The organism is Sphaerisporangium sp. NBC_01403, assembly GCF_045040145.1.
GTDB lineage: Bacteria > Actinomycetota > Actinomycetes > Streptosporangiales > Streptosporangiaceae > Sphaerisporangium > Sphaerisporangium viridialbum.
The window spans coordinates 1,986,726-2,008,008 of record NZ_CP109534.1 but is presented as its reverse complement, the minus strand read 5'-3'; the positions used below and the strand labels follow the sequence as shown (position 1 = coordinate 2,008,008).

Here is a 21,283-nt window from a genome sequence, read left to right as displayed (position 1 = left end):
TCCGGCGGGCACTACTGGGGACCTTCCGTGACGGCACGCTCGATCTCGGCGTCGAGATCGGCCACCGAGCCTGGCCCGGGGCCCTTCCCGAGCCAGATGAGGTACTCGACGTTGCCCGAAGGGCCGGGCAGCGGGCTCGCCGTCACCCCGCGCACCACCAGGCCGAGCGCGGACGCCGCCCGCGCGACGTCACGGACGGCCCCGGCGCGCAGCACAGGGTCGCGGACGACGCCACCGGCGCCCACGCGCTCCTTGCCCACCTCGAACTGCGGCTTGACCAGCATCACGAAGTCGGCCTCGGGAGCCGCGCAGGCGGCGAGCGCGGGCAGCACCAGGCGCAGGGAGATGAACGACAGGTCGCCGACCACCAGGGAGGGCGGCTCGCCCACCATCTCGGGGGTGAGATCGCGGACGTTGACCCGCTCCATCACCGTGACCCGCTCGTCGGTGCGCAGCGACCAGGCGAGCTGGCCGTACCCGACGTCGACGGCGAGGACGTGGGCCACGCCGGCGCGCAGCAGCACGTCGGTGAACCCGCCGGTCGAGGCGCCCGCGTCCAGGCAGCGGCGCCCCTCGACGACCAGGCCGCACGGCCCGAACGCCTCGATCGCGCCGAGCAGCTTGTGGGCCCCGCGCGAGACGTAGTCGGGGCCCTCGGCGGCCTCGGCGACCACGATGGCCGAGGCCGTGTCGACCTGGGTCGCCGCCTTCGCCGCCGTGCGGCCGCCGACGCTGACCCTGCCGCCGACGATGAGGTCGGCGGCCTGCTCTCGGGAGCGTGCCAGGCCGCGCCGTACCAGCTCGCTGTCGAGACGGACGCGCCGGCTCAACGTGCCCGCCTCGTGACTCGCCGCGAGATCTCGTGCCGACGGTCTCTCACCGGCGGCCGTCCCCCGGGACGGCGGACGCGTCGCCCACCGAGGCGAGGGTCGCCTCCAGACCGCTCAGCACTTCCTCGAACACCGCGACGTGCTCCCGCACGGGAAGGTCGCCGAGGCCGCTCAGCCGGGCCAGGGCAGCCGTCACCCGGACCTCGCCGCTCTCCGTCATCCGCTCTTTCCACCCGCCTGCGTCGTCGTCATGACGGCGCATCGCCGCCGTGTACCGCGGAGTCGCGGTGTCGCCCTTGGTCACGGCTTCGATCGCGGCCATGATGGTGTGATCGCGCGCCAGGTGACCGCCGCCTACGCGATGGCCGTAGACCCTGACCGTATCCGAAGCTGTCACCCGTGCGATGCTCTTCTCTCCCAGGTCGCGCCCGCGCGCCGGATTTCGCGTAGTACTCAAGTGAAACGCTACCTTCCGTAGGTCAGAGGAGCTTCGGCGGATGAGAGGGGATACGACGCATGGCGACCGTCGACGAGTGCCGGAAGGCTCTGGACAAGCTTGCCGAGCAGTTCGGCGAGCTTGATCAGGCGACTCGTTCGAAGCACGCGGTGAACAGGAGCATCAGCTGCCGGATCACCGACCTTGACGTGACGTTCTACGGCAGGATCGACCACGACGGCCTCGAACCGTTCAGCGAGGTCCCCCCGGCCGACGGGCGCCCCGCCGAGGTGCGCATCCGCGTCTCCAGCGACGACCTGCTCTCGATGGTGAACGGCGAGCTCGACATGGGCCGGGCGCTGTTCAGCGGGCGCGTGAAGATCGACGCCAGTCTGGGAGACCTGCTGCGCCTGCGCAAACTCCTCTGAGCCCCTTCGTAGCCGGCCGCCCTTCCAGGCTGGGACCCTCCACCGGTGCCCTCCATCGGCCCATCGGCGCACTCAGAGCTTCAGTGCCTCCAGGGCCTGCTTGAGCCCGTCCTCGTCCGCGCACCCGTCGCCGGCGTGGGCCCATGCGGCGGCGCACGCCACGCGGAGGCCGTCCAGAGGGTCACCGCCGCCGTCCAGGCGCAGGCCTCGGCCCTCCCAGCGAGCGGTCCACCCACCCCTGGACCATTCGTCCCCGCTCCGCTCGACCGGCGCGGGCGGCTCGTGGACGGCGGACACGTCCGCGGCGATGTAGGTGGGGCGGTGCTCGGGCGGTGCGGTGAGCAGGTCGAGCGGGCCGGTCACCCCGCTCAGCACGAGCAGGCTGTCGACCCCCGCCCGCGTGGCCGCCTCCACGTCGGTGTCGAGCCGGTCTCCCACGATGAGGGGCCGCTCGGCCCCCGTGCGGAGCATGGACTCCCTGTGCAGCGGCGGCTCGGGCTTGCCCGCCGAGACGGGCTCCACGCCCGTGGCGGTCGCGATCACGCGGGTCATCGCCCCGTTGCCGGGCAGCACGCCGCGGTTGGTCGGCATGGTCGTGTCCCCATTGGCCGCGACGAACCAGGCTCCCTGCCGGACGGCGAGCGCGCCCTCGCTCAGCAGGGCATACGACAGGTCGGGCGAGATCCCCTCCACGACGGCCGCCGGGGAGTCCGCGGCCGTCGTCACCGGGCGCAGCCCCTGTGCCCGTACGGCGCAGCGCAGGCCCATGCCCCCGACCACCAGGACCGGGGAACCGGGCGGCACCCGCTCGGCGATGAGCCGGGCGGCGGCCTGGGCGGAGGTCACGACGTCCTCGGGCGTCGCGGGCACGCCGAGGGCGACAAGATGCTCGGCGATGGCGGCGGGGGTTCGTGAGGCGTTGTTGGTGACGTAGGCGAGCCGCACGCCGGTGCCGTGAGCGCGGGTGAGCGCCTCCGGAGCGCCCTTCACCGCCTCGCGCCCGAGGTAGACGACCCCGTCCAGGTCGAGCAACAGGGTGTCGTAACGGTCGATCAGTGCGGTCTCCATGCACCCACTATTTCCGATAAAAGCGAAATTTGACGACTCGCGGTACAAGGCGGATCAGATCTGCCTCGCGCGCAAGGTCGCCTTTACCTGCTTCAGCGCCGCGACATAGTCCCGCAGATCAGGCCGCATCGCCACGGCGATGGTCAGGGGCTCCTCCGCGGCCTCCATGTCCCCGGTGCGCCACAGCGCCATGCCCAGCCCGAAATAGGCGTAATCCTCGGTCGGATTGGCCGCGACGATCCACCGGAAACTGTCGGCGGCCTCCTCGTAACGGCGAGAATTGAACTGCGCCCTGGCCAGGGCCTCCCGGATGCTGCGCGAGTCGGGCTCGGCGTCGGCGGCCCGCGCGAGAATCGCCGCCGCCGCGGCCGGGCTGCCGTCCTTCAGCAGCTTGACCCCGCGTTGAAACCATTCATAGACATCACCGGTGGGAGCGCTGCGCTCGTAGTCGGGGGAATCGGACTGGCCGCTTGGTCCCTGCGTCATGTTTCGAGGCCTCCTTCTGACGACAAGTCAATCCCGGCTTCCTGACGAGCCGGGCAGCGCTAAGACGTCGGGGCTGTCTCTAAGCGACTCAGGCCTTTATGGCACCATGCCCGGTATGGCCATTCCTGAACTGCCGTCGCCTGACGGACTGGTGCTGCGCCCGTTCCGCGGTGTGCGCTTCGCAGTCGACGATCTGGCGGCAGTCACCTCCCCACCGTACGACCTCATCTCGCGGGAAGACGTCCAGACTCTCCTGGACGCTCACCCCAACAACGTGGTGCGGCTGATCCTTCCCGGTTCCGACCAGCACCGCTACGCCGAGGCCCGCGAGACGATGTTGTCATGGCTCGCCTCCGGCGTCCTCGCCACCGATGATCTCCCCGCGCTTTACGTGTACGAGCAGAGCGGCCCCGGTGTCCTGCTGCGCGGCCTGATCGGAGACCTTGGCCTCTCCGACCCCGGCAAGCGCATCGTGCTGCCCCACGAGAACGTCATGCCCGGCACGGTCGCCGACCGTCTCGCGCTCATGCGGACGACCGAGAGCAATCTGGAGCCCATCTTCCTGCTCTACGACGGCGACGGCGGCTTCACCTCCCGCCTGATCGCCGACGTGACCACGACCCGGCGCCCTGCGGTCGACGTGCTGACGGACGACGGCATCGCCCACCGCCTGTGGGCCCTCACCGACCAGGAGGAGCTCGACGGCGTGGCGGCCGAGCTGTACGGCCGCCAGGCGCTCATCGCCGACGGCCACCATCGGTACGCCACCTACCTCGCCCTCCAGAGGGAGTACCACGCCGAGGGACGCGGACCTGGCCCCTGGGACTTCGGGCTCGCCCTCCTCGTCGACTCGACGGCCTACCCGCCCGACCTCAAGGCGATCCACCGGGTGATCCCCGGACTTCCCCTGCAGGAGGCGGCGGCGCGCGCCAAGGGCGCCTGGCAGGTGCACGACTTCGCCCACGTGGAGGAGGCGCTGGAGGCCCTGGCCTCGGCTACCGGCCCGGCGTTCGTGCTGGCCGGGAACGGGCCGAGCCACCTGCTGACCGACCCGGACCCCGTACAGGTCGAGCACGCGATGCCCGCGGCGCGATCGGCGCGGTGGAAGTCGCTGGTGACCTCGGTGCTGTCGGAATTCCTCCTGCCCAAGGTCTGGGGCATCCAGGACGACGAGCGGTCGGTGCTCATCGTGCACCACGACCCCGCGATCGCCGTCAGGATGGCCCGCCGCGAGTCGGGCACCGCCGTGATCGTACGGCCGCTGAACGTCGAGGACGTGCTCGCCATAGCCGCCGAGGGCGAGCGGGTGCCCCGCAAGTCCACCTCATTCGGCCCCAAGCCCCGCACCGGCCTGATCCTCCGCACCTTCGCGACCGGCTGACCCGCCCGCCACGGAACCCTGGCGTTCCAAGTGCTCGGGCCCGGGCGAACCTGGCGCGAGCTGGTCTGGGACGAGCTGGGCTGGCACGAGCTGGGCTGAGACGAGCTGGGCTGAGACGAGCTGGGCTGAGACGAGCTGGGCTGGGACGCAAAGGTCTGGGACGAGAAGGTCGGGAGCGGTCGCGAGCTGGTATGAGGCGATATCGGACCGCTCGGGCCCTCTTTCGAGTGGTCCGGCGGCCTTTTCAGGCTGCCCGACCGGCTTGTCGCCGCCCTGGAACCGGCGCGACTCAAGCCTGGACGGGCGCCGCGACTCAAGCCTGGCGGCCCGGTGCACCTCGACCTCGTAGGTGCTGGTGCCTCCGCTTGATCCGCCCCGGTATCGCTGGTGCAGCGCGCCCTCGACGCTGACCACGTCGTCGACGCGCCACTCGGCCACGCGGGCGCTTATCTCGGGATCGAACGTGACGCAGGCGATGCCGTCGGCTTTCTTGCCGCTCGCGTGGCCGGGCGGCCGGCGCACCGCAAGGCCCCACATCGTCATCAGGTCGCCGCTCGGCAACTCCTTGCCCCTCGGCGCCCTGGACAACCGCCCGACCAGCGTCACCTCGTTGCGGTGCATGTCGATCCCCCTCCGGGTTCGTGCGTCCAGCTCTGTGAACGGGACCATCCTCAGACGGCGCCCCGGCCCCCCAAAGACCCGAGCGCCGTTCTGTGGACAGCGGGCTCGCGACGGAGCCCGTCAGCGGAACCGGCGGAAGAACGCGCGCACATCGGCGGTGAACAGATCGGGCTCTTCCATCGCCGCGAAGTGGCCGCCTCGGTCGAACTCCGACCAGTGGACGATATTGTGGCCGCGCTCGGCGAGCCGCCGGACAGGGCGGGCCAGGTCGGCGGCGAAGACCGCCACCCCGGTGGGCGTCGCCAGCGGCTCGGTGCGCGGAGGCCTTGCGGGGTGGAAGGCCTCCCAGTAGTGGCGGGCCGACGACCCGGCGGTCGCGGTGAGCCAGTAGAGCATCACATTGGTCAGGAGCCGGTCGCGGGAGACGGCGTCCTCCGGCACGTCGGCGCGGTCGGTCCACTCCTTGAACTTCTCGACGACCCAGGCGAGCTGGCCCACCGGGGAGTCGGTGAGCGCGTAGGCCAGCGTCTGCGGCCGGGTGCCCTGGATCTTCGCGTAGCCCGACATCTCAGGTTCGGCACTGACCAGCCGGTCGAGCCGTGCCCTGTCGTCATCGGTGAGCCCAGCGGCCTCGGCAGGGTCACTGGGAGGCGGCGTCAGCAGGGTGTTGAGGTGGACTCCTACGACATGACCGGTGTCGATGGCGGCCAGCTCCCGGGTGATCGCGTGGCCCCAGTCGCCGCCTTGCGCGCCGTAACGGTCGTAACCGAGGCGCCGCATCAGCTCGGCCCAGGCCCTGGCGACCCGGTGCACATCCCAGCCCCCTTCCCGGGTCGGCCCGGACAGTCCGAATCCCGGGATGGAGGGGATCACCAGGTGGAAGGCGTCGGCCGGGTCGCCACCGTGAGCCAGGGGGTCGGTCAGGGGCCCGATGACGTCGATGAACTCCACGACGGACCCCGGCCAGCCGTGGGTGATCAGCAGTGGCAGCGCGTCCGCCTGGGCGGAAGGGACGTGCAGGAAGTGGACTTTGGCGTTGTCGATCGTGGTCGTGAACTGCGGGAACCGGTTGAGATGCGCCTCGTGCTCCCGCCAGTCGTAGCCGGTGCGCCAGTAGGCGGCCAGCTCCTTGAGATAGGTCACCGGCACGCCCTGGGACCAGCCGGCACCGGCCGGCTCATCCGGCCATCTGGTCGCGGCGAGGCGGCCGGCCAGGTCGTCCAGGTCGTCCTGCGGGATGTCGAGGACGAACGGGCGGACGGCCGTCTCGGCGCGCTCGCTCATCCCGCGTCCTCGCCTTCGGGGTCTGGGCCGGGGTGGCCTACGAGCCTGCGCGCGGCCGCCAGTTCGCTCTCATCCCAGCCCCAGAAGCCGTCATCCCGGTGCTCCTTGGACTGTTCGTCGATCCATCGGCTGTGGGCCTCCCAGGCCGCCTGCTTGCTGGTGCCAAGGGCGGCGCCGATCTGCGACCACGAAGCTCCGGCCTGGCGGGCGGAGCGTACGGAGAGCTGGCGTCCGTAGCCCGCCTTCCGCGCGATCACCTCACCCAGCGCCAGAAGCTCCAGCGCCTCGGCCCGTGTCAGGGGCTGCGCGCCGGGGTCGGGTGCGAGTGCCAGGTCGTCCTCATCGGCCGGCGACGCCAGTGCGTCACGCGCACGCAGCGCGTCATAGCGCGCGACCGCGGTCAGCAGTGTGAACCGGTGCTCAAGCTCGTCGGGATCAGACATGGTTCGAGTATTTCGTCAAGCCACCCTGACGTCAAGATGGCCTGACGGCAAATACCCCCGCTTCCTGGCACCGTGTAGATCGGCACCGGCCGGTACGGGCGCCGGTGCCTTACGCTCGTCAGCGAACACGGTTCGAGCTCAGGGAACGGGTTCGAACCCACGGAGCAAGGGAGTGACCTGTGGACAACGTCACACCGCTCGGCGGCGACGTCTACGAGATCGACACGCGGATGGCCGGCTACTCCGGGATCACCGCGGGCTACCTGATCCTCGGCGACCGGCCCTGTCTCGTCGAGACGGGCACCTCCACGTCCGCTCCGATCGTCCGCGACGCTCTCACCTCGCTGGGAGTAGGCCCCGATGATCTGGCCACGGTGGTGGTCACGCACATCCACCTGGACCACGCCGGAGGCGTCGGCGACATCGCCGGCCTCTACCCGTCCGCGGAGATCGTGGTGCACGAGAAGGGCGCGCGGCACCTCGCCGACCCCTCACGCCTCATGGCCAGCGCGCGCATGGTGTGGGGCGACAAGCTGGACACCCTGTTCGGTTCGCTGACCCCGACCGAGGCGGCGCGCATCCGAGCACTGGGCGACACCGGCTCGGTCGACCTCGGCGGCGGCCGCATGCTCTCCAGCCACTACTCCCCCGGCCACGCCAAGCACCACGTCGGCCTGCTCGACTCGGCCACCGGTGACCTCTACGTGGGGGACGCGGCCGGGGTGTACCTCCCGGAGACCGGCGACCTGCGTCCCGCGACCCCGCCGCCGGACTTCGACCTCCAGACGGCCCTCGACTCCGTGGCGCTGTTCGGCGCTCTCGGCCCCCAGCGGCTGCTGTTCAGCCACTACGGGCCCGTCGCCGACGTCGTCACGACTCTCGAACGCTCAGCCGACGAGCTCCGCGTCTGGGTCGACCTGACCCGGCAGGCGCACTCGGAGGGCATGGACCTCGACCACGCGGTGGCGATGGTGCGCGAGAAGACCCGCGAGCGCTACACCGCGCTGGCCTCGGAGAACGACGAGACGTCGGAACGCTTCGAGATGCTCAGCGGTGCGCCGTCGAACGTGGCGGGGATCATGCACTGGCTCGACAACGCCAAGCCTGACGGCGCATAGAGCGCCCACGCGGGGGACGAATCCGTACGAGCGTGCATAGGATCACCCCGGCGTGGGAACGATGGGTGGCGGGCGCCGCACGCCTTCACGTATGGCGGCGCCCACCACCCCTCGTCAGCTCACGCTTCAGGCTTTGCGGCTGCCCGGCTGCTCGCCGTCGGCGTCGTCCTCGTCGTCGAGAACATCCCCAGGAACCGCCCCCGCCGAAACACCGAAGTCCGGCTCGATGAACGCCGGGGCCATCCCGACCTCCAGTCGCGTGGTCTTCAGCTCGGGCTTCGCCGCCTCCGCCGCAGAGGTGCCGGCGGCAGCGTCACGTACCGCCGGATCGGTCTCGGGCTTGCCGGGGACCACTCCGGGCCCGTCGATGACGGACCGCTCGAGGGAGTCGTCCGGGACCTCCACCGGCTCCGCCTCCGGGCTGTCGAGGAGATCGCCGCCGACCGCGTCGCGCTCGCCCGCCTTGTTCCCCTTGTCCGATGCGACCGCCGTACCCGGCTCGTCAGCCGCCGTACCCGGCTCCTCGCGGGCCGACTCGGGACCATGGGCCGCCGGCTTCGCACCGACCAGCTCCAGATCGTCGGCTACGGAGTCATCCGCGAAGTCATCTTCGGAATCCTCGTCGGCCAGGCCGGAAGCGTCGGCCGCGGGCTTCTCACCGCGCTGCCGGGCCTCCGTGTCCGTCGCTTCCGCGTCACGGTCGTCCTCGTCCAAATCAGAGGCGACGTCCGCGTCCAGGTCAGAGGCGACGTCCGCGTCCGCGTCCAGGTCGAAGGCGACGTTCTCGTCGTCCGCGTCCAGGTCCAACGCGACGTTCTCGTCGTCCTCGTCCTCGATGTCCTCGATGACCGCACCGGTGAGCTCCGCGTAGCGCTCGGCCGCCTCGGTCTCGCCGCCCTCGTCGAACATCATGGCGCGCTCGAACCAGTCGGTGGCCGCGCCTTCGTGCCCAGCCTCCGCCAGCGCGTCGGCGTAGGCGTACGCCAGGCGAGCCGACCACGGGTGCGGCTCCTGGTTACGCAGCTCCGGCACCCGCTGCAGCGTGATCACCGCGGCGTCGTGCTGCCCGAGATCGCGCCGGGCGCCCGACTCGACGATGGCCAGCTCGATGCGGCCCGCCCGGTCAAGCCGCTCGGCCTCGCGCGAACGCACCAGGTCGAGCGCGCGCTCCGGACGCCCGAGGCCGCGCTCGCAGTCGGCCATGATGGGCAGGAACTCATCCGACCCGGTCATCCTGCGCGCGGCCCGCAGGTCGCTGAGTGCCTCGGCGTAGTGCCCCGCACGGTACGCGGCCAGGCCGACGGCCTCGCGGACGACTCCGATGCGCGCGGCGAACCGCCGGGCGACCTTGGCGTGCTCGTAGGCGAGCGCCGCGTCCTCCTCACCCAGGGCACGCTCGGCCGCCACGAGGTGGCAGGCGATCAGACTCGCGAGGTCGTTCGGGAGGGAGCGCAGTTCGTCCCGGACGTCCTTCTCGAGCTCCTCGGGCGTGATGTCCGCCGCCAGCTCCGGCATCGCGGGGCGCTCCTCGCGAGGGGCACGCTCGGCGTCCCCGCGCTCGCGACCGTACCGCGCGCGCGTACCGCCGCTGTCGGAGTGCGGGGCGCCACCCCCCTGATCGCGGGAAGCGTATCCGTCCCTGTCACGGTGCCCGTACGCCCGGCCGTGGTCGCCGCCGGAGGGACGGCCTTCGCGGGAACCCCGCTCGTCACGGCCCTCCCGGCTGAACGGGCGCGGCCCCGAAGCGCCACGATCATCGCGCTGGGCGGGACGACCCCCGCGGTCGTCACGATCGAAGGAACGACCACCACGGTCATCACGATTGAACGGCCGGCCACCGCGGTCGTCACGGTTGAACGGACGTCCACCGCCACCCTCACGGTTGAACGGACGGCCACCACGGTCATCGCGGTTGAACGGACGGCTCTCGCGGCCCTCGCCGTAGGGGGGACGGCTCCCGGCCGCTCCACGGTCGTCCCGACCTTCACGGCTGAACGGGCGCGGCCCCGAAGCGCCACGATCGTCCCGCTGGGCGGGACGACCCCCGCGGTCGTCACGATCGAAGGAACGACCACCACGGTCATCACGATTGAACGGACGACCGCCGCCACCCTCACGGTTGAACGGCCGGCCACCACGGTCGTCCCGATTGAACGGCCGGGCACCACGGTCGGCGCGGTCGTCCCGGTTGTACGGACGGCCGCCGCGGTCATCGCGGTCACGCCATCCGGAGGAACCGGCGGGACGGCCCTCCCCCGAGCCCCCGCGGTCGTCGCGGGTGACGGGACGGCCTTCCCCCGAACCCCCGCGGTCGTCGCGGGTGAACGGACGCCCGCCGCCGGGCCGGTCGTCACGGTTGAACGGAGGGCGCCCGCCGCCACGGTCGTCACGACCCTCGCGACCGAAGGAACGGTCACCAGAGCCTCCGCGATTGTCGCGGTAAGGAGGACGGCTCTCGCGCTCGCCGCGGTCGTCACGATAGGAGGGACGGCTCTCGCGCTCGCCCCGATCATCACGGTTGTACGGGCGCGCACCGGGACCGCCGCCACCTTCACGGCTGAAGGATCGCGGAGCGGAACCTCCGCGATCGTCGCGCTGGAACGGGCGGCCTCCACGCTCACCGGAGCCGGAAGGGCGCCCGCCACGGTCGTCACGGTCACGCCAGCCGGCGGAGCCGCCGCCTTCGCGCCGCTCCCCGGGACGGGAATCCGGCCGGCCACCCTCACGATAAGGACGGTCACCACCGCGCGGGGCATACGAGCCTCCGCCACGGCCACCAGGCGCGCGGTCACGGTCACCACGGCCGTAGGAACGCTCGCCACCGGACCCGCCGCGGTCATCGCGGTTAAAGCCGGAACCCCCGCGATTGTCGCGGTTGTACCCGGAGCCTCCACGGTCGTCGCGGTTGAAGCCAGAGTTTCCGCGGTCGTCGCGGTTGAAGGAGCGACCTGGGCGGTCGCCACGGTCGGACGGCCTGCCGCTGCTCGAACCACCGCCACCTTCGCGGCTGAACGGGCGGTCACCACGGTTGTCGCGCTGGAACGGACGTCCGCCACGAGAGTCACGATCGCGGGACCCATGCGGGCCGGCGGGACGGCCCTCACGCCGCTCGCCATAGCGCGGGCCGTCGCCGGGGCGTCCCTCACTACGGGCTCCGGCGCGGTCGCCATCAGCCGGGCGCCCGCCCCTCGCTCCCTCGGAGCGGTCACTGCGGAACCCTCCGGAACCCCCGCCCGAGCGGCTTCCACCGTCTTCGGGACGGCCTGAGTCCTCACGTCCGTTATCTCTGTTCACTTCTATCCTTCGTTGCTCGCTCACCGCGTCCACTGTGATCCGCGTTCGCTCATTGCGCCGACCATGTGCGGAGGGGACGGTCCATCCGGCCGCGGGGCACAGGCCCGTTTCACTCTGTCGCTGCCCGCGCATAGGCGCCTTACGCGACAAAGGCCACCCGTGGTGGGGTGGCCCGGCACCTCCAGCCTAGCAAGGCCTCGAAGCCCCCGGGACGCGCCGACCGAGAAGGGCGCGCACCCGCTGAGCTCCGGAGATCGCGCAAGGCCGACGAGGTCGAATGACCTGACGGCGTCAGCGCAAAAGCCTCTATAACGCAGGAAAGCCATCCACAAAGTGGATGGCTCTCCTACCAACACAATATTTGTCCGGCGGTGTCCTACTCTCCCACACCGTCCCCGGTGCAGTACCATCGGCGCTGGAAAGCTTAACTTCCGGGTTCGGAATGTAACCGGGTGTTTCCCTTCCGCTATGACCGCCGTAACCCCTTGAAACACACAACCAGGCAAAAGCCACGGCTTGTTGTTTCTGAGTTACATAGTGGACGCGAGCAAAACGCTTTGTGGTCAAGTCCTCGGCCTATTAGTACCGGTCAGCTCCACACCTCACGATGCTTCCACCTCCGGCCTATCAACCCAGTCGTCTCCTGGGAGCCTTACCCTGTTTCCAGGTGGGAGACCTCATCTCAAGGCAGGCTTCCCGCTTAGATGCTTTCAGCGGTTATCCCTCCCGAACGTAGCCAACCAGCCGTGCTCTTGGCAGAACAACTGGCACACCAGAGGTTCGTCCGTCCCGGTCCTCTCGTACTAGGGACAGCCCCTTTCAAGTCTCCTGCGCGCGCAGCGGATAGGGACCGAACTGTCTCGCGACGTTCTAAACCCAGCTCGCGTACCGCTTTAATGGGCGAACAGCCCAACCCTTGGGACCTACTCCAGCCCCAGGATGCGACGAGCCGACATCGAGGTGCCAAACCATCCCGTCGATATGGACTCTTGGGGAAGATCAGCCTGTTATCCCCGGGGTACCTTTTAGCCGTTGAGCGACGGCGCTTCCACATGCCACCGCCGGATCACTAGTCCCAGCTTTCGCTCCTGCTCGACCTGTCGGTCTCACAGTCAAGCCCCCTTGTGCACTTACACTCAACACCTGATTGCCAACCAGGCTGAGGGAACCTTTGGGCGCCTCCGTTACCCTTTAGGAGGCAACCGCCCCAGTTAAACTACCCACCAGACACTGTCCCCCACCCGGATACACGGGCGCGGGTTAGACATCCAAAACGACCAGAGTGGTATTTCACCAATGACTCCACCCGAACTAGCGTCCGAGCTTCACCGTCTCCCACCTATCCTACACAAGCCGTCCCAAACACCAATGTCAAGCTGTAGTGAAGGTCCCGGGGTCTTTCCGTCCTGCTGCGCGTAACGAGCATCTTTACTCGTAGTGCAATTTCGCCGGGTCTGTGGTTGAGACAGCGGGGAAGTCGTTACGCCATTCGTGCAGGTCGGAACTTACCCGACAAGGAATTTCGCTACCTTAGGATGGTTATAGTTACCACCGCCGTTTACCGGCGCTTAAGTTCTCAGCTTCGCACGCCCGAAAGCGCACTAACCGGTCCCCTTAACGTTCCGGCACCGGGCAGGCGTCAGTCCGTATACATCGTCTTACGACTTCGCACGGACCTGTGTTTTTAGTAAACAGTCGCTTCCCCCTGGCCACTGCGACCCCCACCAGCTCCGAGTGCAAGACTCATCACCAGCAAGGGTCCCCCTTCTCCCGAAGTTACGGGGGCAATTTGCCGAGTTCCTTAACCACAGTTCACCCGATCGCCTTGGTATTCTCTACCTGACCACCTGAGTCGGTTTAGGGTACGGGCCGCCGGCACACTCACTAGAGGCTTTTCTCGGCAGCATGGGATCACCCACTTCACCACAATCGGCTCGGCATCACATCTCACCCTACGTGTGGCACGGATTTACCTATGCCACGGGCTACATGCTTACCCCAGGAACAACCATCGCCTGGGATGGGCTACCCTCCTGCGTCACCCCATCGCTTACCTACTACCAGATCAGGCCAGGCGTTCAGCCTCACCAAGTCCCGAAGGACAACAGGGGCTTAAGGACCCTTAGTATCACTGGATTCGATATGGGCGCGTGCTAGCGGGTACGGGAATATCAACCCGTTGTCCATCGACTACGCCTGTCGGCCTCGCCTTAGGTCCCGACTTACCCTGGGCGGATTAGCCTAGCCCAGGAACCCTTGGTCATCCGGCGCAGAAGTTTCTCACTTCTGATTCGCTACTCATGCCTGCATTCTCACTCGCACGGCCTCCACAACTCGATCACTCGGCTGCTTCGCCGGCCGCACGACGCTCCCCTACCCATCCACACACCTAGATGCGACTCACATCACACCGGGCTTAACGCGTGAATGCCACGACTTCGGCGGTGTACTTGAGCCCCGCTACATTGTCGGCGCGGAATCACTTGACCAGTGAGCTATTACGCACTCTTTCAAGGATGGCTGCTTCTAAGCCAACCTCCTGGTTGTCACTGCGACTCCACATCCTTTCCCACTTAGCACACGCTTAGGGGCCTTAGTCGGTGGTCTGGGCTGTTTCCCTCTCGACTACGGAGCTTATCCCCCGCAGTCTCACTGCCACGCTCTCACTTACCGGCATTCGGAGTTTGGCTGACGTCAGTAACCCGGTAAGGCCCATCAGCCATCCAGTGCTCTACCTCCGGCAAGAAACACGTGACGCTGCACCTAAATGCATTTCGGGGAGAACCAGCTATCACGGAGTTTGATTGGCCTTTCACCCCTACACACAGGTCATCCCCCAGGTTTTCAACCCTGGTGGGTTCGGTCCTCCACACGGTCTTACCCGCGCTTCAACCTGCCCATGCGTAGATCACTCCGCTTCGGGTCTACAGCATGCGACTCAAACGCCCTATTCAGACTCGCTTTCGCTACGGCTCCCCCACACGGGTTAACCTCGCCACACACCATAACTCGCAGGCTCATTCTTCAAAAGGCACGCAGTCACATCACGGACAAGGCAAGCCTCGTCCAAGCTCCTACGGCTTGTAGGCACACGGTTTCAGGTACTATTTCACGACCCCTCACCGGGGCGCTTTTCACCTTTCCCTCACGGTACTTGTTCACTATCGGTCATCAGGGAGTATTTAGGCTTACCAGGTGGTCCTGGCAGATTCACACAGGATTCCTCGAGCCCCGTGCTACTTGGGATCCCCTCAAACAGTCGACAAGGTTTCGCCTACCCGACTCTCACGGTCTACGGCGCAACTTCCCAGAAGCTTCGACTACCCCATCGATTTATCACTGTTCGGAAGAACGGCAGCTCCTCCAAGAGGGTCCCACAACCCCACACACGCAACACCTGCCGGCTATCACACGCGCATGGTTTAGCCTCATCCGCTTTCGCTCACCACTACTCACGGAATCACTATTGTTTTCTCTTCCTACGGGTACTGAGATGTTTCACTTCCCCGCGTTACCACCAACCGCCCTATACATTCAGACGGCGGCAACACCACATGACTGGTGCTAGGTTTCCCCATTCGGACATCCCCGGATCAACGTCTGGTTGGCGACTCCCCGAGGCTTAACGCAGCCTCCCACGTCCTTCATCGGCTCCTGATGCCAAGGCATCCACCGTGTGCCCTAAAAAACTTGGCCACAAAGATGCTCGCGTCCACTATGCAATTCACAAACAACAAACAGGCCACCAACCCCACCCACCACCAGACACCCACACCACCAACCCGAAAGACACAACATCTCTCAAGCCACGATGCGAACCGGTATGACGGAAGGCTGGCCCCGCAAACAAGGAAACAACGACCCCACAAGCAACGAGACCGCCACCACGATCAACGACCATGGCAAGCAACCGGTCAACCCGGTCACGGCGGCCCCGCGCGTTGGCCCGTTTCCTCAGGACCCAACAGTGTGTCCAACCCCGCCGCAGACCCCGGACCCGCGTTCCTGAACCCACCCCACAGACCCGAAGACCCGTAAAGCAAGCAGTACTGACAGGCCGGCGACCTCGGCCGGACTGAATAGCCAGTGCTCCACTAATGAGCTGCCGCAGGTGAGACGTTCGCTCACAACCACGACGTAGACCCCGAACCCCTCCACCAGGAGGTGTCCACGGCCGGTGCTCCTTAGAAAGGAGGTGATCCAGCCGCACCTTCCGGTACGGCTACCTTGTTACGACTTCGTCCCAATCGCCAGCCCCACCTTCGACCGCTCCCCCCAGCAAGCTGGTTGGGCCACGGGCTTCGGGTGTTGCCGACTTTCGTGACGTGACGGGCGGTGTGTACAAGGCCCGGGAACGTATTCACCGCAGCGTTGCTGATCTGCGATTACTAGCGACTCCGACTTCATGGGGTCGAGTTGCAGACCCCAATCCGAACTGAGACCGGCTTTTAGGGATTCGCTCCACCTCACGGCATCGCAACCCTCTGTACCGGCCATTGTAGCATGTTTGCAGCCCAAGACATAAGGGGCATGATGACTTGACGTCATCCCCACCTTCCTCCGAGTTGACCCCGGCAGTCTCCCATGAGTCCCCACCACCCCAAAGGGCGTGCTGGCAACATGGAACAAGGGTTGCGCTCGTTGCGGGACTTAACCCAACATCTCACGACACGAGCTGACGACAGCCATGCACCACCTGTCACCCAGTCCGAAGAGGGCTCTGTCTCCAGAGCTTTCCGGGCGATGTCAAGCCTTGGTAAGGTTCTTCGCGTTGCGTCGAATTAAGCAACATGCTCCGCCGCTTGTGCGGGCCCCCGTCAATTCCTTTGAGTTTTAGCCTTGCGGCCGTACTCCCCAGGCGGGGCGCTTAATGCGTTAGCTACGGCACGGAATCCGTGGAAGGACCCCACACCTAGCGCCCAACGTTTACAGCGTGGACTACCAGGGTATCTAATCCTGTTCGCTCCCCACGCTTTCGCTCCTCAGCGTCAGGTAAGGCCCAGCAAGCCGCCTTCGCCACCGGTGTTCCTCCTGATATCTGCGCATTTCACCGCTACACCAGGAATTCCGCTTGCCCCTACCTACCTCTAGCCAGCCCGTATCCACCGCAGACCCACAGTTAAGCCATGGGCTTTCACGGCAGACGCGACAAGCCACCTACGAGCTCTTTACGCCCAATAATTCCGGACAACGCTTGCGCCCTACGTATTACCGCGGCTGCTGGCACGTAGTTAGCCGGCGCTTCTTCTGCAGGTACACGTCAACTTCGTCCCTGCTGAAAGAGGTTTACAACCCGAAGGCCGTCATCCCCCACGCGGCGTCGCTGCGTCAGGCTTTCGCCCATTGCGCAATATTCCCCACTGCTGCCTCCCGTAGGAGTCTGGGCCGTGTCTCAGTCCCAGTGTGGCCGGTCGCCCTCTCAGGCCGGCTACCCGTCGTCGCCTTGGTAGGCCACTACCCCACCAACAAGCTGATAGGCCGCGAGTCCATCCCCAACCGAAAAAACTTTCCACCAGCACCCGATGCCAAGGCTGGTCGTATCCGGTATTAGACCCAGTTTCCCGGGCTTATCCCAAAGTCAGGGGCAGGTTACTCACGTGTTACTCACCCGTTCGCCGCTCGAGTACCCCGAAGGGCCTTTCCGCTCGACTTGCATGTGTTAAGCACGCCGCCAGCGTTCGTCCTGAGCCAGGATCAAACTCTCCAAACAATGTCTGAAGAAATCCCGGCGAACACCACACACACATGTGCGATGTCAACCAAAGGAAACCATCCCCACACACCCGCAAACGAGCGTGCGGAAGACGGAGGTATGCATATTCATGCACTGGCTTTTAACACACTGTTGAGTTCTCAAGAAACGGACGCGTACACCGGACAAGATCCGGAACCAACCGGCTCCGACCCCATCCAGGGCGCACCATTCGTTACTTAACTTTACCAGATCCAGACACTCCCTGTCAAATCATCCGATCTGACATGAACCATCCCGAACCGGTACAGTCCGGTCACCCCGTTTTCAGAGCAACCCGTCTAACTTACCCTGCTGTCCACTCGATGTCGAGTCGAACTGTCTAAAAAGTTCGGCTCGATCTCGCGTGGGCAACACGTCAGATCCGGATCCTCCGTCAGAGACGGCGAATCCGAGAACATGTCTTCCGGGATGCCCGGGAGCCAGGCGCCTGTTCGGCAGCCCGTCGTTCCCTGGGGCGAAGAGAACACTAAGCGCCGTCCGGGGCTCCGTCAAATCGGCGGGGGACCAACCGCCCGGTTCACCCCTCCGATGACAGAAAGTCTCTCCAGGCCGCCACGGGAGTGTTACCGAAGACGCCTCCGGCCCCCGGTGACAGACGCTCACCGGGGGCCGGAGGGATGCCGCGAGTGCTAGCCGGCGACGACCTCGACGCCGCCGACGGAGCGCTTCCCGCGCCGGAGCACCAGGAACCGCCCGTACAGCAGGTCCTCGGCGGACGGGACGTAGGACTCGTCCGTGATCTTGGTGTTGTTGAGGTACGCCCCGCCCTCCTTGACGGCGCGGCGGGCCGCGGACTTGCTCTCGACGAGCCCGCTCTCGGCCAGCAGATCGACGTACGAGGCGCCGAGCGCGGGCACCGCGGCCCTGGGCACCTCCGCAAGCGCGGCCGCGAGCGTTCGCTCCGGCAGCTCCTCCAGCGAGCCCTGGCCGAACAGCGCGCCGGACGCGGCGATCACCGCGGCGCACTCCTCCGCCCCGTGCAGCAGGGTCGTGAACTCCTCCGCCAGCGCCCGCTGCGCCTCACGGGCCGCAGGGCGGTCGGACGCGCTCTTCTCCAGCGCCTCGATCTCGTCCCTGGACCTGAAGCTGAAGATCTTCAGGAACTTCACGACGTCACGGTCGTCGGAGTTGAGCCAGAACTGGTAGAAGGCGTACGGCGAGGTTAGCTCGGGGTCGAGCCACACCGCGCCGCCGGCCGTCTTGCCGAACTTCGTGCCGTCGGCCTTGGTGATCAGCGGTACGGTCAGCGCGTGCACGTGGCCGCCCTCGACACGGCGGATCAGGTCGCACCCCGCCGTGATGTTCCCCCACTGGTCGCTGCCGCCGATCTGCAGCGTGCAGCCATGCCTGCGGTAGAGCTCCAGGTAGTCGTTGGCCTGCAGGATCTGGTAGCTGAACTCGGTGTAGCTCAGCCCCTCCCCCGCCAGGCGCGCCGAGACCGACTCGCGGGCGAGCATGCGGTTCACCGGGAAGTGCTTGCCGACGTCGCGCAGGAAGTCGATGGCCGACAGGCCGTGGGTCCAGTCGAGGTTGCTCACCAGGACGGAACCGGAGGACTCCGACAGGTCGATGAACTTCTCCACCTGGACGCGGATGCGCCGCACCCACTCGGCGACGACCTCGGCCGAGTTGAGCGACCGCTCCTCGCTCTTGCCGCTGGGGTCACCGATGAGGCCGGTGGCTCCGCCGACCAGCCCGATGGCCCGGTGCCCTGCCCGCTCGATGCGGGTCAGCGTGAGGAGCGGGACGAGGTTGCCGACGTGCAGCGACGGTGCTGTGGGGTCGAACCCGCAATAGACCGTGATCGGACCCTCGGCCATCGCCACCCTCAGGGTGTCGATATCGGTGGACTGCGCGATCAGGCCGCGCCACGCAAGGTCATCGAGGATGTCGGTCACGATCCTGGCCTTCATGGTTGGTTCGACGGATACATGTACGGCTTTCGCCTTGCCTTACAGCCTGCCCGATCATCGCACCACTCCGCCACTTGAAAGCCGTTCCCCGTGATCACGATGGCGGGTCAGCTCGGACGCTTCTTGGGCACGTGCTTGCGGTACGGCGAGACGGTGGGGTCGCCGTCGATCCAGAAGCGCCAGGGGGTGTCCGCGGCGGTGGAGACGCCGGTGCGCGGGCCGGAGCGGACCAGCGCGGGGTCCACGGCGTCGCCTTCGAGGATCCGCAGGTCCAGGGAGCCCGAGCAGCAGTCGAGCCCGTTGTGCTCCCTGCCCACGCCCAGCGCCACGGCCAGCCGCGCGGGGCCGCGCGCCAGGTCGCGCTCGGGGATGGTCTGGCTGCGGCCGGTCAGCGGTGCGGCCGTACTGGGCCGGTGGCGGCGGGTGCGGGCGACCTCGGCCCCCTCGATCACCTCGCCGGCGCGCAGCAGCACCCCCGAGCCCATCCCCTCGGGCAGGCAGACGATGTTGGCGCAGAAGTGCATGCCGTACGTGAAGTAGACGTACAGGTGACCGGGCGGCCCGAACATGACGGAGTTGCGCGGCGTGCGCCCTCGGTAGGTGTGGGACGCGGGGTCCGCACCGGGCGGGCCGTACGCCTCCACCTCGGTCAGGCGCACCGCGACCGGCCCGTGCCGCAGGACCCGCCCGAGCAGGGCGGGCGCCACCTCCGGTGAGGGCCGGTCGAAGAACCGCCGGTCTAGGATCCGCTCGCCCACGCCGCCTGGCCGTCGACGATCTCCCGCAGGGCGGTCAGCTGGTCGCGGACGCGGTCGGGCGCGGTGCCTCCGTACGCCTTGCGCGAGGCGAGCGCGCCCTGGACGTTCAGCACGTCGAGGGTGCCCGGCACGCCGCCCTCGTCGCCGGGGACGGCCGGCCCGCCGGGGGTCTCCACGAAGTGCGGGGAGATCTTGGCGAGATCGTCCTCGGTGAGCTTCTCGAAGGTGGTGTCGTTGACCTGGCACCACACGACGAGGTGGCCGACCGCCTCGTGGGCGTCGCGGAACGGCACCCCCCTGCGCACCAGCAGCTCGGCCAGGTCGGTGGCCAGGGCGAAGCCGTCGGGCGCGGAGGACTCGAGGCGGGCGGTGTTCACCCGCATCGTGGAGACCAGGCCGGAGACGGCGGGCAGGACCAGCAGCAGGGTGTCGACCGAGTCGAACACCGGCTCCTTGTCCTCCTGCAGGTCGCGGTTGTAGGTGAGCGGCAGGCCCTTGAGGGTGGTCAGCAGCGTCATGAGGTTGCCGATGAGCCTGCCGGACTTGCCCCGGGCCAGCTCGGCGACGTCGGGGTTCTTCTTCTGCGGCATGATCGACGAGCCGGTGGAGTAGGCGTCGTCCATCTCGATCCAGTGGAACTCCTGCGAGGCCCACAGGACGATCTCCTCGCCCAGCCGCGACAGGTGGACCCCGATCAGCGAGGCGCAGAACAGGAACTCGGCGGCGAAGTCGCGGTCGGCGACGGCGTCCATGGAGTTGGGCGCGGCGGAGTCGAAGCCCAGCTCCTCTGCGACCGCCTGCGGGTCCAGGGGCAGGGACGAGCCCGCGAGCGCGCCCGCGCCGAGCGGGGACACGGCCGCGCGCCGGTCCCAGTCGCGCAGCCGGTCGACGTCGCGGGCGATCGCGTGGACGTGCGCGAGGAGCTGGTGCCCGAACGACACCGGCTGGGCGTGCTGCAGGTGGGTCATGCCGGGGGCCGCGGTGGACGCGTGCTCCTCGGCCTGGCTCATCAGGGCCGTCTCCAGCTCGACGAGCCGCGACACGATGTAGCGGACGTGGTCGCGCAGGTAGAGCCGGAGGTCGGTGGCCACCTGGTCGTTGCGGCTGCGGCCGGCGCGCAGCTTGCCGCCGAGCGAGCCGAGACGCTCCAGGAGCCCGCGCTCGAGAGCGGTGTGCACGTCCTCGTCGGCCACGGCGGGCCGGAAGTCACCGGCCTTGCACGCCTGTTCGAGGTCGTCCAGGGCTCCGAGCATGCGCTCGAGCTCCGCCTCGCTCAGCAGCCCGGCGCGGTGGAGCACCCGGGCGTGCGCCCGTGACGCCAGCAGGTCGTACGGCGCGAGCCGCCAGTCGAACTGCACGCTGACCGACAGCCGTGTCAGCGCGTCCGCCGGACCGCCTTCGAACCTGCCACCCCAGAGCCGCATGGGCTTGCCACCCTCAGCCACCGTTCTCCTCTTCCCCTGTTCCA

15 protein-coding genes and 3 rRNA genes are annotated in these 21,283 nt (G+C 67.6%); 4 read left to right on the top strand and 14 right to left on the bottom strand.

The window, feature by feature from the left end; all coding sequences use genetic code 11:
• Positions 1–11 precede the first annotated feature (11 nt).
• Positions 12–830: a TlyA family RNA methyltransferase gene (locus OG589_RS08645; protein ID WP_405147723.1), complete on the bottom strand. Its 819-nt coding sequence runs from the start codon at positions 828–830 to the stop codon at positions 12–14.
• A 46-nt stretch (positions 831–876) separates the two neighbouring features.
• Positions 877–1,227 carry a hypothetical protein gene (locus OG589_RS08640; RefSeq protein WP_405147721.1) on the bottom strand — a complete coding sequence of 117 codons (351 nt, stop codon included), beginning with the start codon at positions 1,225–1,227 and terminating at the stop codon, positions 877–879.
• A 119-nt stretch (positions 1,228–1,346) separates the two neighbouring features.
• On the opposite strand from OG589_RS08640, the gene OG589_RS08635 reads away from it, so the two are divergent.
• Entirely contained in the window at positions 1,347–1,694 is a 348-nt protein-coding gene (locus OG589_RS08635) for an SCP2 sterol-binding domain-containing protein (protein ID WP_405147720.1), read from the top strand.
• Positions 1,695–1,766: 72 nt separating this feature from the next.
• On the opposite strand, the gene OG589_RS08630 is transcribed toward OG589_RS08635, so the two are convergent.
• Both OG589_RS08630 and OG589_RS08625 read right to left on the bottom strand, forming a co-directional pair.
• Positions 1,767–2,762 carry an HAD-IIA family hydrolase gene (locus OG589_RS08630; protein WP_405147719.1) on the bottom strand — a complete coding sequence of 332 codons (996 nt, stop codon included), beginning with the start codon at positions 2,760–2,762 and terminating at the stop codon, positions 1,767–1,769.
• A gap of 54 nt (positions 2,763–2,816) precedes the next feature.
• Entirely contained in the window at positions 2,817–3,248 is a 432-nt protein-coding gene (locus tag OG589_RS08625) for a tetratricopeptide repeat protein (protein WP_405147717.1), read from the bottom strand.
• A 115-nt stretch (positions 3,249–3,363) separates the two neighbouring features.
• Here OG589_RS08625 and OG589_RS08620 point away from each other — a divergent pair, with 115 nt between their 5' ends.
• On the top strand, positions 3,364–4,629 hold the full coding sequence (locus OG589_RS08620; RefSeq protein ID WP_405147715.1) for a DUF1015 family protein: 1,266 nt from the start codon (positions 3,364–3,366) through the stop codon (positions 4,627–4,629).
• Here the strand turns inward: OG589_RS08620 and OG589_RS08615 are convergent.
• The 3 genes from OG589_RS08615 to OG589_RS08605 all read right to left on the bottom strand — a co-directional run bounded on the left by OG589_RS08615 (position 4,573) and on the right by OG589_RS08605 (position 6,977).
• Entirely contained in the window at positions 4,573–5,250 is a 678-nt protein-coding gene (locus OG589_RS08615; RefSeq protein WP_405147714.1) for a single-stranded DNA-binding protein, read from the bottom strand. The genes OG589_RS08620 and OG589_RS08615 overlap by 57 nt on opposite strands.
• A gap of 120 nt (positions 5,251–5,370) precedes the next feature.
• Entirely contained in the window at positions 5,371–6,534 is a 1,164-nt protein-coding gene (locus OG589_RS08610; RefSeq protein ID WP_405147713.1) for an epoxide hydrolase family protein, read from the bottom strand.
• Positions 6,531–6,977 carry a hypothetical protein gene (locus OG589_RS08605; RefSeq protein WP_405147712.1) on the bottom strand — a complete coding sequence of 149 codons (447 nt, stop codon included), beginning with the start codon at positions 6,975–6,977 and terminating at the stop codon, positions 6,531–6,533. Before OG589_RS08605 ends, OG589_RS08610 begins: the two co-directional genes overlap by 4 nt.
• A gap of 179 nt (positions 6,978–7,156) precedes the next feature.
• Here OG589_RS08605 and OG589_RS08600 point away from each other — a divergent pair, with 179 nt between their 5' ends.
• The gene (locus OG589_RS08600) at positions 7,157–8,095 is read left to right on the top strand and encodes an MBL fold metallo-hydrolase (protein WP_405147710.1); all 939 of its coding nucleotides are present in this window, start codon (positions 7,157–7,159) and stop codon (positions 8,093–8,095) included.
• A 126-nt stretch (positions 8,096–8,221) separates the two neighbouring features.
• On the opposite strand, the gene OG589_RS08595 is transcribed toward OG589_RS08600, so the two are convergent.
• Complete coding sequence (locus tag OG589_RS08595) at positions 8,222–9,610, bottom strand: hypothetical protein (protein ID WP_405147708.1); 1,389 nt, start codon at positions 9,608–9,610, stop codon at positions 8,222–8,224.
• Between the two features lie 132 nt (positions 9,611–9,742).
• On the opposite strand from OG589_RS08595, the gene OG589_RS08590 reads away from it, so the two are divergent.
• Positions 9,743–11,362 (top strand): hypothetical protein, encoded by a 1,620-nt coding sequence (locus OG589_RS08590; protein ID WP_405147706.1) that lies wholly within the window; start codon positions 9,743–9,745, stop codon positions 11,360–11,362.
• A gap of 390 nt (positions 11,363–11,752) precedes the next feature.
• Here OG589_RS08590 and rrf read toward each other — a convergent pair.
• The 6 genes from rrf to argH form a co-directional block, all read right to left on the bottom strand.
• A 5S ribosomal RNA gene (gene rrf, locus OG589_RS08585) occupies positions 11,753–11,869 on the bottom strand.
• Positions 11,870–11,948: 79 nt separating this feature from the next.
• Positions 11,949–15,085 (bottom strand): 23S ribosomal RNA (locus OG589_RS08580).
• A gap of 492 nt (positions 15,086–15,577) precedes the next feature.
• Positions 15,578–17,099 (bottom strand): 16S ribosomal RNA (locus OG589_RS08575).
• The 16S, 23S and 5S rRNA genes sit together here, the layout of an rRNA operon.
• A gap of 674 nt (positions 17,100–17,773) precedes the next feature.
• Entirely contained in the window at positions 17,774–19,042 is a 1,269-nt protein-coding gene (gene tyrS / locus OG589_RS08570) for a tyrosine--tRNA ligase (protein ID WP_405151986.1), read from the bottom strand.
• A 122-nt stretch (positions 19,043–19,164) separates the two neighbouring features.
• Complete coding sequence (locus OG589_RS08565) at positions 19,165–19,815, bottom strand: DNA-3-methyladenine glycosylase (RefSeq protein ID WP_405147704.1); 651 nt, start codon at positions 19,813–19,815, stop codon at positions 19,165–19,167.
• A complete protein-coding gene (argH, locus tag OG589_RS08560) occupies positions 19,797–21,239 on the bottom strand; it encodes an argininosuccinate lyase (protein ID WP_405151985.1) in 1,443 nt (480 codons plus the stop codon). Before argH ends, OG589_RS08565 begins: the two co-directional genes overlap by 19 nt.
• Positions 21,240–21,283 lie beyond the last annotated feature (44 nt).